General features: G+C 69.0%; 8 protein-coding genes. 4 read left to right on the forward strand and 4 right to left on the reverse strand.

Annotated elements, in window-relative coordinates; all coding sequences use genetic code 11:
* Nucleotides 1-4: 4 nt before the first annotated feature.
* From WMF36_RS28485 to WMF36_RS28500, 4 genes are all read right to left on the reverse strand, one after another.
* Nucleotides 5-4,393, reverse strand: coding sequence for an amino acid adenylation domain-containing protein (locus tag WMF36_RS28485; RefSeq protein ID WP_437573910.1), 4,389 nt, complete (start codon nucleotides 4,391-4,393; stop codon nucleotides 5-7).
* Between the two features lie 158 nt (nucleotides 4,394-4,551).
* Complete coding sequence (locus tag WMF36_RS28490) at nucleotides 4,552-5,541, reverse strand: diiron oxygenase (RefSeq protein WP_437573911.1); 990 nt, start codon at nucleotides 5,539-5,541, stop codon at nucleotides 4,552-4,554.
* Between the two features lie 84 nt (nucleotides 5,542-5,625).
* Entirely contained in the window at nucleotides 5,626-7,302 is a 1,677-nt protein-coding gene (locus tag WMF36_RS28495) for an aspartate aminotransferase family protein (RefSeq protein ID WP_437573912.1), read from the reverse strand.
* Between the two features lie 138 nt (nucleotides 7,303-7,440).
* A complete protein-coding gene (locus tag WMF36_RS28500) occupies nucleotides 7,441-8,493 on the reverse strand; it encodes an NAD(P)H-dependent flavin oxidoreductase (protein WP_437573913.1) in 1,053 nt (350 codons plus the stop codon).
* Nucleotides 8,494-8,884: 391 nt separating this feature from the next.
* Between WMF36_RS28500 and WMF36_RS28505 the strand changes: the two genes are divergently transcribed.
* The 4 genes from WMF36_RS28505 to WMF36_RS28520 all read left to right on the forward strand — a co-directional run bounded on the left by WMF36_RS28505 (nucleotide 8,885) and on the right by WMF36_RS28520 (nucleotide 13,428).
* On the forward strand, nucleotides 8,885-10,138 hold the full coding sequence (locus tag WMF36_RS28505; protein WP_437573914.1) for a hypothetical protein: 1,254 nt from the start codon (nucleotides 8,885-8,887) through the stop codon (nucleotides 10,136-10,138).
* Between the two features lie 166 nt (nucleotides 10,139-10,304).
* Nucleotides 10,305-11,345: a methyltransferase gene (locus WMF36_RS28510; RefSeq protein ID WP_437573915.1), complete on the forward strand. Its 1,041-nt coding sequence runs from the start codon at nucleotides 10,305-10,307 to the stop codon at nucleotides 11,343-11,345.
* 110 nt (nucleotides 11,346-11,455) lie between these two features.
* Nucleotides 11,456-12,427: an aldo/keto reductase gene (locus WMF36_RS28515; RefSeq protein ID WP_437573916.1), complete on the forward strand. Its 972-nt coding sequence runs from the start codon at nucleotides 11,456-11,458 to the stop codon at nucleotides 12,425-12,427.
* A 38-nt stretch (nucleotides 12,428-12,465) separates the two neighbouring features.
* Nucleotides 12,466-13,428 carry an MBL fold metallo-hydrolase gene (locus WMF36_RS28520; RefSeq protein WP_437573917.1) on the forward strand — a complete coding sequence of 321 codons (963 nt, stop codon included), beginning with the start codon at nucleotides 12,466-12,468 and terminating at the stop codon, nucleotides 13,426-13,428.
* The last annotated feature ends 169 nt before the right edge of the window (nucleotides 13,429-13,597 follow it).

Raw genomic sequence — 13,597 nt, forward strand, 5'->3', positions numbered from 1 at the left:
GAGGCTATGAAGCCCGTTTCATGCTCCGCACGCGAATGCCCCTCATGACGGCCGGGCTGGTCGTCCGGCTCGGCGTGACGGCGCCGAACACGCCCTCCCGAGCGAGCGACCTGGTGAACTTCGAGAGCCACTCCTCGCCGAGCTCGGAGAACGAGCATCCGAGCCGCCAGAGCAGCTGGTGCGTTCTATCGTGGTCGTAGCGGACGTTGCGCGGCTTCCTCGACGCCCAGAAATATCCCAGCGCCAGGTCCGAGTCCTTCTGCTCCCGGACGGCGCCGAAGAGGCTCGAGAACGAGACGTGCTCCGACCGCTCGAACGCGATGCCGTTCCTCCGCAGCGCGTCGAAGACCTGCTCGAGGGCGACCTCATAGGGGCTGTCGACGTGGAACACGCCGCCCCGCGTGTTGGGATCGAGCGAGATCGCGACGATGCCGGCGGCGACCTGGTCGATGGGGCTCAGCGCGATCGTGTCCTCGATCTGCTGCGGCACCTTCCCCACCTTGGCGCAGGCGGCCAGGAACTGGACGAGGCGGTTCTCCCGAGCGTTGCGCTGGAAGCGTCCGGTCCGCGAGTGCCCCGAGACGTTCCCGGAGCGGTAGATGAAGCCTCGCCCGCCCGCCGCCTCGAAGCCCTTGATCAGGCGCTCCGCCATGTACTTGGTCGACTCGTAGTGGTTCTGGAACTCCTGCCCCACGTCCAGCGAGTCCTCCGAGAAGCTGACGGGCTCCGGGGCGGGATTGACGCCGCTGACCGCCAGCGTGGACATGTAATGCAGGTCCTTGGGCCGTCGATGCATCGCCAGGTCGATGCAGGTTTGCACCGGAGCCACGTTGTTCTTGCGGAACTCCTCGTCCGACCCGAACAGCCGGGTATCGGCGGCGAAGTGGTAGATCGCGTCGGTCTCCGCCGCGAGGTGCGAGTACAGCCCCGGAGACAGCCCGAAGCGCTCCAGCGCGACGTCGCCCTCGATCACGGTGTAGCGCCCGACGAGGCCGTCGAGCGACGTGCCGGGAAAATACCAGTCGAACGCCGCGCGCAGCCGCTGCGCCGCCGAGGAGCCCTCCTTCCCGCGGACCAGGCAATAGACATGCGCCTTCGACCGCGACAGCAGCTCGTGCAGCACATGCACGCCGAGGTAGCCTGTAGCGCCGGTCAGGAGAACCGCCTCGTACGGCGGCCGGGGCCGTGCGACCGTCTGCGCGACGAGGTCGGGCGGAACGTACGTGATGAGGCCGGTGCGCGTCCCCGGCTCCGCGACGATCCGGGGGGCCGGCGCGCTCCATCCGAGCAGCGCGGCGAGCTCACGCTTCATGTCCTGCATCACCGCTGTCATCTCCACTCCGCCTCCGCCCCATGTCCCCGGAAAAGACAGGTCCAGAGCCAGCTGGCCGCCGACGATCCGGGCGGTGAGCTTCAGCTCGTGGCCGCGGTGGTTGCTCTTGCCTCGCGCGCGCCCGATGTCGTACCGGGCCGGGGTGACGGGGAAGCGGGGGTCGTGACTGAAATCGATGTCGCCGAGATAGTTGTAGCAGACCGCCGCCGACGGCGTGGCCGGCCGCTCTTCCCGGGCGCCATCCCTGCGCAGCACGCCGTAAGCGACGCCCAGATCACGGACCTCGCGCATCGCCGACGCCGCGGAAGCCACCGTGTGCCGGACGCTCCCCTCGCTCACGTCGATGAGCACCGGGAACGTGGAGGTGTGCCACCCGACGACGCGGCTGACGTCGACCGAGTCGTCGAACGCGACCCGACCGTGGCTCTCGACGTCGACGCCGAGCTCCCTCAGGCCTCGGCGACGCGCCAGGCAGAACGCGAACGTGCCCAGCAAGACCACGTGAATGGGCGCTCCCAGCTCGGTGGTCACGTCCCGCAGCAAGAGTCGAGTCTCCTCCTCGGAGAAGCCGATCCACAGTGTGTGGGCCGCGCCATCGGTGTTCGACGCGTCGTACCTGGGCGCGGTGAGTCGAGCCGCCGCGGCCGTCGCGTCCAGCCATGCGCCGCCGTTGCTGTAGAGCGTGCTCTTGTGCTCCTCGATGTGGGCGACCCAGTCCCAGAAGGTCGTCCGGCTGGGCGCGACGGGCGAGGGCGCACCGGCGCGGTGGTCGCTGTACAGCCTCGCCAGCTCGGACACCAGGAGCCGCCAGGAGATCATGTCGACCGCGACGTGGTGCGCGACAAGCAAGAGGTGGTCTGGCCCCGACGCGCGCTTGAACAGGTGGCATCTGATCAGCCGCCCTTCCGCCAGAGAGAGCGACTGCTGCACTCGCTGCGAGGTCTCCTCGATGTGATCCTCGAACGAGGCCTCGCTCGTGCTCGCCGCGATGAACGAGACATCCATCGCTCCCTCCGCGTCCTCTGCGGCCACGACGCGACCCAGGTCGCCGAGGGCGTCGCGGCCGTAGGCCGTACGCAGCGAAGCGTGGTTCGAGATGAGCTGCCCGAGGGCCCTGCGCATCGCATCGGCGTCGACCTCCACGCCGCACTCGAGGAGGACCGCCTGGTTGTAATGGTCGGGAGCGACCAGCTGTTGACGGAAGAAGAAGTCCTGGGCGGCCGAGAACGAGCGGCTCTCTCCGGCAGCCTGCTTGCCGCTCCGGGGCGGCAGCGCCCGGGCGCCGTCGCGGATGGCTTGAAGCAGACCCGACACGGTCGGGTTCTTCAGGAACGCGTGCGCGGTCACCGCGTGGCCCTTGACCTGCAGGTCGGCGATGAGCTGGATCGCGTCCAGCGAGTCGCCGCCCAGATTGAAGAAGCCGTCGTCGTCGCCGAAGGAATCCACCTGGAGCGTGCGCTGCCACAGCGCGCGCACCTCCTGCGCCAGCGGGGATCCGGCGGGAGGAGCGTCGGCCGGGCGCTCGGCGCCGCGCGGCGGCGCCTCGGCCAGCCGCGACAGCACCTGCTCTTTCAGCGCCTTCAGGTCGGTCTTGCCATTCTCGTTGCGCGGGAGCTGCTCCATCGGCAGAAAGACGCTCGGGATCATGTGGTCTGGCACGAGGCTCTCGAGCCGCGTCTTCAGCCAGTCGAGAGGGTCGTCGGGCTTCGGGCCCGTGAGCGCGGCGACGATCCGGTTCTTGCCCCTGACCTCCGGAAAGAAGACGGCCGCCTCGCTGACGCCGTCGACCGTGCGCAGCACGCTCTCGATGTGCTCGAGCTCCACCCGGTACCCGTTGACCTTGACCTGGCGATCGACGCGCCCGAGGAACAGCGCCACGCCATCGTCGTCGATCGACACGTAATCTCCGGTCTTGTAGAACCGCCCGGGCGCCTCCTCGCCTGAGCCGATCAGGACGAAGCTCCTCTCCGTGGCGGCGGGATCCCCGACGTAGCCGGCGGCGACGGAGGGGCCTCCGATGTACAGCTCTCCTCTCGCGTCTCTCTCGCGAAACACGCCGTCCTCGCAGCGGACCTTCAACACCGTGCTGCCGAGCGCGCGGCCGATCGGTATCGACTCCGACCTCAGCTCGGCGATCTGCTCGACTCCGGCGATCGGATAGGCGGTGACGCCCACGGTCGTCTCCGTCGGGCCGTAGTGGTTCGCGAGCGTGCGGACGAGGCCGGAGTCCAGGATCCTCCGGGCGAGGCTGACAGGCAGCGCTTCCCCGCCGAGCACGAGGTAGAGCAGCCGCAGCGCCTCGTCGCGCGGCTCTGTCGCGAGGGAGAAGATCGCGTTCCAGTGGGAAGGCGTGATCTTCAAGAACTGGATCTGGTTGTCGCTCAGGTAGTCGCGCAGCGCGGCCGGGTCCTTCCTCGTCCGTGCGTCGATCAGGTGGAGGCATCCGCCCGTGTACAGCGAGAGGAACAGCGACGTGTTGCCCAGGTCAGCCGCGAGGGTGCTGACGTGGGCGTACCGGAGGCCCGGCTCGACGCTCAGGCGGGCGGCGATCGCCGAGGTGTAGTGCGCGATGTTGCCGTGGGTGACGGCGACGCCCTTCGGCTTTCCGGTGGAACCGGAGGTGTACAGCACGTAAGCGACCTGGTCCGCGGTCACCGGCGGCAACGCGACCTCGGTGGAGGGGCGGCGCGCGTCGTCGATGCAGATCGCGGGCAAGCCGAGCGCCTGCAGCGAAGCGAGGCGCTCTTGCTCGCAGAGAATGACGCGCGCGTCGATCGACGCGAGGCGGTTCATGTTCTCTGCATGGTTCCCGTCGTCCTCCACGACCGTGTACGCGGCGCCCGCCTTCATCACGCCGACCAGGGCCACCAGCGCGTCCGCCGTCCGCTGCATGTAGAGCGCGACGAGCGCGCCGTCCGAGTTGCCAGCCTCCGACAGAAACGCAGCCAGCTCATTCGCCCGCCGCACCAGCTCGCCAAAGCTCAGGCGGCTCTTGCCGGCGACCACGGCGAGGCGGCCTGGCGTGCTGCTGGCGATTGAATCTATCTGATGAATCAACATAGTGCGTGTCTTCCTCGAAGATCCCTGCGATGGGTCTCATGGTGTGTCTTGTTCGTGCGCACAGCTGTAAGTCGAAGCCAGGCAGTGTTGACCACCGGACGGAGCGCCTCGTCGGCTCGCTCGATGGTTGGCGCGGTCGGGGGTGATCGCGGCCCGTGTCAGGCCGCGCGGATCGTCGACGTCAGCGCGGCGCTCGCTTCGTGGGCGAGGAACGCGGCCCTCGCGGCCGGGAAGTCCATGATTCCGACGCGTTGCAGCAGCTTGACCAGGTTGGCCTTGGTCTTCGTGATGTATCCGTTCATGCTCGCCAGATAGGTCTCGTGGGTCTCGTCGATCACGCGGCTCACCTGGCTCTCGGCGAGGCCGTACGCGGACAGGACCTTCCGGTCGAAGCCCCGCTCGGGGTCGCCGGCGAGATAGTCGTCGAGGTAGCTCGGCAGCAGCGTTGCGATGACGGTCTTCGTCGCGTCGGGGAGCCGCGCCCAGTGGGCCTTCGTCAGCCTCGCGAAATAGTTCGCGTGCCGGCCCTCGTCCGAGACGTGGTCGGTCATGACCTGCGTGAACGTGCGCGTCGCGTCCTTCTCTCGACCGATGCTCAAGAGGTCCTTCGTCAAGGTGTGCTCCGCGAGGCACACGGAGATGAGCTGGAAGTCATGGTGCATGTGCTGCGGCAGGACCTCGAAGGCGCGCCGTACGGCGTCCAGATTGCCGTTGGTGTCGGGCACCTCGACGGGCTGGACGCCGCTCAGCGCCTTCATCTGGAGGATGAAATCCAGCGCGACGTAGGCGTGGTAGCCCTCGTCGATCACGATGGCCAGCGCTTCTCGTTTCTCGTTGTCGCTCGCGCCCTTGATCTCGTTGTTGACGATGTTGAGCGCGCAGTCGATGACGTACCGCGTCTCGAGGAGGCCGATCTCGTACATGTACCTGTAGGCCGACTGGGTGAGGACGAACGAGATCGCGTCTTCGCCCAGGCCCGTGACGATGGGGTGCTCGCTCAACGGCTGGCGTGAGCGAGGAAAGATGTACTCGCCCTGGGTGATGTCCGGCACGACGATCCGCGGGCTGTTGCGGACCGTGGCCGAGGCATACCACCTCTCGACCGATTCCGGATCTGACGGTGCGCTCCGCGCTGCGATGGGGTTCATGAGTGGGTCTCCCTTGCGATTCGGTGAATTGATGGCCTGTGACATGAATGCTCTTCGTGATGCGGGCGGCGTGCTCGGAGCGCGTCAGACGGCCGACGTCGGCTGGCCGTCCGCCGCCGCCCGGTCGGCCCTCGACAGCTGGATCGACTCGGCGAGCGCCTCGGCCAGCGAGGTGAGGTCGTCGAGGCTGTGGGCGGCCGATATGAAGATCGGCTCCTCGAGCGAAGGCGGCATCAGGAAGCCGCGCTCCAGCAGGCGAGCATGAACCTTCTTGAAGACGTCGTAGTCCTGGGTCTTGACGTCCTTGTACGACCTCATCGGCTCCCGGCTGTCGCGGAAGGCGACGCCGGCGAGCGCTCCATGGCGGGAGAAGTGAAACGGGATGTGCCGTGCCGCGAACTGGCGACGGATCGCGGCCTCGAGCCAGGAGCCTTTGGCGTCCAGCGCCTCGTAGAAGCCGGGGCGCGCCAGCACGTCGAGCGCGGCGTTGCCGGCCGCCATCGTGAGCGGGTTGGCCGCGAACGTCCCGGACTGGAACACCTTGTTGCCGGCGGCGACGTGCTGCATGTAGCGCGCCTTTCCTGCGTAGGCGCCGATCGGCGCGCCGCCGCCGATGATCTTCCCGAAGGTCACGAGGTCGGGGTCGATGCCGAGCGAGTTGCAGACACCACCGAAGTTGAACCTGAAGCCGGTGACGACCTCGTCGAAGATGAGCAGCGCGCCGTGACGGTCGCACAGCGCTCTGATCCGCGCGTGGAACCCAGACCGCGGCTTGACGAAGCCCATGTTGGTGGCGAAGGGCTCGACCAGGACGGCCGCGATCTGGGGCCCGTGCGCGGAGAACAGCTCTTCGAGCTGGTCCTCGTCGTTGTACTCGCACAGCAGCACCTCGCGGTTCAGCTGCTCGGCGATGCCCTGGGTTGCGCCCTTCATCTTCGCCGCTGCCGGGCCGAGGTTCTGCGGCGTCGCCAGCAGAGCATCGGAGTGCCCGTGGTACGCGCCGCCGAACTTGACCAGGAGGCTCCTGCCGGTGTGGGCTCTCGCGATGCGCGCGGCGGTCATGACCGCCTCGGTTCCGCTGCACACGAAGCGGATCTTGTCGATCGACGGTGTGCTCGCGACGATCTTCTCCGCGAGCTGATATTCGAGCGCGGTGGAGAGGCCGTAGACGGTGCCGAGAGAAGCCTGTCTGGAGACGGCCTCGACCACCTCGTCTCGCGCATGACCGAGGAGGAGCGCGCCGAACGCGTTCAGGAAGTCGATGTAGACGTTTCCGTCCGCATCCATGATCTTTGACCCTCTGGCCCAGGCGGCGCAGATCGGGTTGCCCCCGACCTGCGCGAACGCCCGCATCGGGGAGCTGACCCCATCCGGCATGACCGAGCGGCCGTGCATGAACAGATTGGCTGATTTGGTGGTGAATCTCATCGTAGATAGGTGTCCATTGCAGGGTTGTTCGACGGCGCTGTTCAGCGGGCCCCGGGGCGAGGAACCAGGGAGGAGCTCCGGGGAGCGCCGACTGGCAGGGCCAGTCCGGGACACCCGAGCAAGCTCATGCGCTGACGCGATCGCGTCAGCGATCTCCTGGTCGCTGAGGATCAGGGGCCCGGCTGGGCTGATGACGACGTTGCCCTTGGCGACGCTGCCTTGGCGACGCTGCCTTGGCGACCTGGCGTTGCACCGCGCATGCCAGCGGCGATGTGGCCGGAAGTCTCGCCGATCGCCGCGACGGCCGGCGCCGCGCCGTCGCGGTTCGATCACGGCATTGCCCGATCAAGCAAGCGCGTGCCCGCGCTGACGTGCCCGCGATCTCGGGGTCGAGCCTACAGGGAGCCGACGAGCGGCGGCGTGTGGACGCGCGACCGCGTGAAGGGTCGCGACCGCCCCGTGCGAGTCACGTCATCCGCGCAGCCGGCGCAGGACGGTCTCGACCTGAGCGTTCAAGCTTGTGACGACCTCGCCGGCCGGGCGGCTCGAGCTCATGCCGGCCGCCTGTCCGGCCCACAGCGACATGAGCTCCGCGCGTCCTGCTGCCGCGGCAGCCCGCCGGATGTCCGTGGTGAGCTCGTGCTGGATCGGATAGGGCGGGATGGCGTCGTCGTGACGGCTCATCTCGGCGATGAATCGGTTCGCGATGCCGCGCGCTGGCTTGCCCGAGAAGACCCGGGTGAGCACCGTGCTCTCGTCCGTCGCAGAGAGGACCGCGTCCTTGTGCTTCGGGTGAGCGCCGCTCTCCGGACACGGCAGGAACGCCGTCCCGAGCTGGACCCCTGCCGCCCCGAGCGCCAGGGCGGCCACGATACCCCGGCCATCCATGATCCCCCCGGCGGCGACGACCGGTACGCGGACCTGATCGACGACCTGCGGGAGCAGCGCCATGAGCCCGACCATCGAGCGGTCGACCGGCGCGAGGAACGTCCCTCGATGTCCGCCGGCCTCGGCGCCCTGGGCCACAATGAGATCGACGCCGGCGTCGGCCAGCGCGGCGGCTTCTCGAACGGTGGTCGCGGTCCCCATCACCGAGCAGCCCGCGCTGTGAAGCTGCTGCAACCACGCCGCGGAGAGCACCCCGAACGTGAAGCTGAGGAGGGGCACGCGCTCTTCCAGGACGACGCGCAGCTGCTCCTCGAGGAGCGGGACGCCCTTGAGCTGGGTCGGCGCTTCGAGCCCGAGCTCTCGCCGATAGACGTGCATCGCCTCGTTGATCTTGTCGACCCCGCTCGCCGCCTCGGCCCGAGGCTCGCCGACGAAGACGTTGACGGCGAAGGGGCGTCCGGTCAGCGCGCGAATCTCCCTGATGGCGCTCCGGATCGCCGCGGCATCCATGTACCCGGCGCCGAGCGAGCCCAGTCCTCCGGCGTTCGCGACCGCGGCCACCAGCTGAGGGGTCGTCACGCCGCCGGCCATCGGCCCCTGGACAATGGGCAACGCGACGCCGAGCGCCCTCGTCAATTGCGTGTCGGGCCACATCTTCAGGACCTCGCGGTGGGTGCCCGATAACAGGGCTCTCTGCGTGGGACCCTAGCGTGGATCTCTGCGCGGGCAACGGAGGATGACGGGCGACGTCGATGCTGAATGCGCTCGCCGGCACGGCGTGGCGCGCAGGTTATACCGAGCTTCAGCGTTTGCCTGGTCCCGTGGTCGCGAGGCGGCCCAGGCCGATCCCCCGTGACGCCATCGCCGGTCGAGTCCCCGCGCGCTCCTCCTCTCTCCCTTCGTCCTTGCGCCGCTGCGTTGAACTCTCCCTCTCCTGCAAGGAGCAAATATTTCAACCCAGCGGTACAACGAACACCCCCGCCCCTCCGGCTTCTCCACGGGAGGCGCGCGGCGCTAGAGTACCGCGATGCAACGGATCGAATGGACCTGCCTCGCGGCGTGCGCCGCCTTGAGCACGGCGCTGGGCTGCAATGCGATCTGGGGGATCTCCGAGGGGGAAAGCGGCGGGGCGCCCGCGGCGGGCGGCGCGGGCGGCGCGGGCGGCGCAGGCGGGAACGGCGCCGCCGGGGGTCCGCCTCCGGAGTGCCCGTCCGAGCCGTTCACCGGGCGCGCGCCGGGCGCGTGCCAGCAGGCCGACGGCGATCACGATTACCTCTCCGATCCGGAGAACTGCTGTGTTCCCGGCAGGAGCTGCCTCGGCGGCGCCTGCGAGGGGGGCCAGTGCCAGCCGGTCGTCCTCACCACGATCACCGACGAGCACGAGGCGCTCGGCATCGCGGTGGAGGGGGACGGGGACGACGCGCGCGTGCTGTGGGGAAGCGGTTATGGGAGCACGGTCTTCGCGACCGAGAAGGCGGCGTTCGGCGCGACCGAGCCGCTGGTGGTCCTCGACTCCCTCGCGAGCATGCTCGCGCACGCCGACGGCTCGCTGTTCATCACCGACTGGAGCGCGTCCGAGGTGTACCGGATGCCGCTCGAAGGGAACATCACCGTCCCGACGGTGGCGAGCGCCGAGGGAGAGGCGCGCTACCGGGCGCCTGTGGTCGGCAACGGCTGGGTCTACTGGATCACCGGGAGTTCTCAGGAGCCGTACCAGGAGGCCGACGCGCCCCAGGCCCCGCAGCACATCTGGGCAGCGCGGGTCGACCAGACCGACCAGGCAGGGCTGCCGGTGCTCGACAGGCACACGTACGTCGGCGGCCTCGCGCAGGACGGCACCCATCTCTACTGGACCGAGCTGGAGCCCGGCGGCGAGCAGAGCACGGTCCGCAGGATGGCGCTCGGCGAGCCCAGCACGCCCGAGACCGTCGCGTCGACGCGCGTCGAGGGCGACGAGCTGCCCGGGGAGATCGCGGTCGGCGAGCGCATCTACTGGATCGTCGGCGGCAACATCCACGCAGCGAACAAGGACGGCTCCGGCGCAGGGGTGCTCACGCCGGCGGACTACCCCGCGCGGCTCCTGACGGACTCCACCTTCGTCTACTGGTACAGCGGCGGCGATAACCAGCTCCAGCGGGTGCGCACCTCCGGCGGCGCGCCGGAGCCGCTCGCCGACAGCGCCGCTTACGTCCGCAGCCTCGCGCAGGACTGCCGCGCCCTCTACTGGACGACATGGGCAACCGAGGAGGCGCCTGCCTCGGTGATCAAACTGGCCAAGTGAGCGTGCCGACCGGCGGGCGCGCGGCGACCGAAAAAACAGCGGGATCCGCGAGGCGAAGAGCAACGCCCGGGCAGAACCGACCGCGCTCAGGTATGTGTAGGACGGATCGATCGCCGGCCGCGCCGGCGCGCGCATCCCTTCTTGAGCAGAGCGGAGGAACGGTTCGATGCCCATGGACCTTGAAAAGCCCACCTGTGACGACTCCCTGATACGGCAGCTCTCGATATCGATCTTTCAGCTGCCCATCCTCAGCGTTGCGGACGAGCTCGGCGTGTTCTCGCATCTCGAGCGGGAGCCCACGGGCATCGCGGAGCTGGCCAGGCAGCTCTCTCTCAGCTTCCGCGCGACCGAGGCGCTCCTGGCCTCCCTGGCCGGAATGGGGCTCCTGGCCCGGTTTCAGGGCAAGTTCCACCTCACCGAGACGTCCCGCAACTTCTTGCTCCCGGACAGGCCGTTCTACTGGGGCCACATGTTGCGGTTGATCGGTCAGGTTCCGGTCACGCACAGCACCCTGCTGGAGACCCTGCGGCGGGACGGGGCCATCGCGTGGGACGCCGGCAAGGTCATCACGGAGGAGTGGGACCGTGTGGACCTGTCGGAGGAGCGGGCGTTCGTCTTCACCCGGGCGATGCACAGCCACTCCTTCGCCACGGCGGTCGGGCTCGCGCAGCGGGTCGAGCTGACGGGCGTGGGGCGCCTGCTCGATGTCGCCGGCGGCTCTGGCTGCTTCAGCATCGCCCTGGCGCGGCAGAATCCTCACGTGCAGTTCACGGTCGCCGAGCTGCCGCCCGTGTGCAAGACGACGAGGCAGTACGTCGCGGAGCACGGCCTCGAGGGGCGCATCGACGTGGTGGCGCTCGACATGTTCCGCGACGCGTGGCCTCCGGGTCACGACGTGATCTTCTTCGCCAACGTCCTCCACGACTGGGACAGCGCGCGCCGGCAGCGCTTGATCCAGCGCAGCTTCGAGGTGTTGCCCCCGGGCGGCCGCATCCTCATCTACGAGCTCCTGCTCTCGGACGGGCAGGACGGCCCGCTCACGGCGGCGCTGAGCTCCATGAACATGGTGTATCTGACCCCCGGCAAGCAGCTCACGGCCGGCGAGCTCGACGAGCTCGTCCGCGGGTGCGGGTTCACGGACGTGTCCGTCATGCCGGCGTACGCCGGATACTCGCTCATCAGCGCCAGAAAACCCCTCGATCGCTGAGACCGGCCTTGTGCCGGCTCACGGACGCGTGACCCCGGCGAAACCCGACGGCGCGTTCAGCGGTTGCGCATGGACCGCGCGCGGGGCGTGTTGCTACCCTCCCCGGCACCATGAACTACCGCAATCTCGGACGCACCGGCCTGAAGGTCAGCCCGCTCTGCCTCGGCACGATGAACTTCGGCCCGGAGACCAGCGAGCCCGACAGCTTCGCCATCATGGACCGGGCCCTGGAGCACGGGATCAATTTCTTCGACACGGCCAACGTGTACGGCCGGAAGCGCGGAGAGGGGATCACCGAGCAGATCGTCGGGCGCTGGCTCGCCCAGGGCGGCGGGCGGCGGGACCGCATCGTCCTCGCCACGAAGGTCTACGGCGCCATGGGCGAAGGGCCGAACGACAGGAGGCTCTCGGCCTATCACATCCGCCGCGCCTGCGAGGGGAGCCTGCGCCGCCTGCAGACGGACCATATCGACCTCTACCAGATGCACCACATCGATCGCGAGACGCCCTGGGACGAGATCTGGCAGGCGATGGAGCAGCTCGTCCGCGAGGGCAAGGTCCTCTACGTCGGCAGCAGCAACTTCGCCGGCTGGCACATCGCGCAGGCGAACGGCCTCGCCGCGCAGCGGCACTTCCTCGGCCTCGTCTCGGAGCAGTGCGTGTACAACCTGAGCGCGCGCACCGTCGAGCTGGAGGTCCTGCCCGCCTGCCGCGCGTTCGGCCTCGGCGTCCTGCCCTGGAGCCCGCTCGCCGGGGGGCTGCTCGGCGGCGCCCTCCAGAAGGCGCGCGAGGGCCGGCGCGCCTCGGCCGACGCGCAGGCGCGCATCGAGAAGAGCCGCGCCAAGCTGGAGGCCTACGAGGCGTTCTGCGCCGAGCTCGGCGAGAAGCCCGCCGACGTGGCCCTGGCCTGGCTGCTCCAGAACCCGGTCGTGACCTCGCCCATCATCGGCCCGCGCACCGCCGAGCAGCTCGACGGGAGCCTGCGCGCCCTCGAGATCCGGCTGACTCCGCAGCACCTGAAGCGCCTCGACGAGGTGTTCCCCGGCCCCGGCGGCGAGGCGCCGGAGGCCTACGCCTGGTAGCGCCGCGCCGGGAAACGCTCGTGCACAAGGAGATGAACATGAATCGATGGCGGTATGAGCAAGGGCTGCAGGACGTCGGCAACGGCTGCTTTGCGTATCTCCAGCCGGCCGGCACCTGGGGGCTCAGCAACGCGGGGCTCGTCACCTCGGACGGCGAGGCCCTGCTCGTCGACACGCTCTTCGACCTGAAGCGCACGCGCGAGATGCTCGACGCCATGCGCGCGGCGACCCCCGCCGCGGCGCGGATAGGCACCGTCGTGAACACCCACGCGAACGGCGACCATTGCTACGGCAACGCGCTCGTCGACGGCGCGACGATCATCGCCACGCGCGCCGGCGCCGCCGAGATGGATGAGGTCCCCGCGCCGATGCTCGCCATGCTGATGCGACAGGCGCGCAGCGGCGCCGCCGGCGCGCTCGGCGAGTACCTCGTCCATTGCTTCGGCGCCTTCGATTTCGACGGGATCGCCCCCACGGCGCCGACCCGGGTCTTCGAGGGGGAGCTGACCGTCGCGGTCGGGGGCAAGGAGGTCCGCCTCATCGAGGTGGGCCCCTCCCACACGAAGGGCGATCTGCTCGTGCACGTGCCCGCGGACCGCGCGGTCTACACGGGAGACATCCTCTTCATCGACGTGACGCCGATCATGTGGGCGGGGCCCGTCGGCAACTGGATCAAGGCGTGCGACACAATCCTGGCGCTGGACGTCGACGTCATCGTGCCGGGGCACGGCCCGATCACGGATCGCGCCGGCGTGCGCGCGGTCCGCGATTACCTCGTGTACATCCGCGATGAGGCGCGTCGCCGCTACGACGCCGGCATGCCCCCGGCCGACGCCGCCCGCGACATCGCGCTCGCCGACTACGCGAGCTGGAGCGACGCGGAGCGCATCGCGGTGAACGTGCACACGCTCTACCGCGAGTTCAGCGGAGGAGAGCTCACCCCGCCCGGGCCGGTCGAGCTCTTCGGCCTCATGGGCGAGCTCGCGCGGAGGCCGCGCTGAGGTAGCCAGAAGGAGAGAATTTAACGCAAAGGCGCAAAGGCGCAAAGACGCAAGCGGAGAAGAAGAAATGGGGCGCAATCCGCAGTGCGATCACCACGACTCACGAGCTTTGGTTCGTCCTCACCCATTCTCTGGCCTTTTTTTGCGCCTTTGCGCCTTTGCGCCTTTG

The sequence above is a fragment of the Sorangium sp. So ce887 genome (assembly GCF_051521455.1).
Taxonomy (GTDB): Bacteria; Myxococcota_A; Polyangia; order Polyangiales; family Polyangiaceae; genus Sorangium.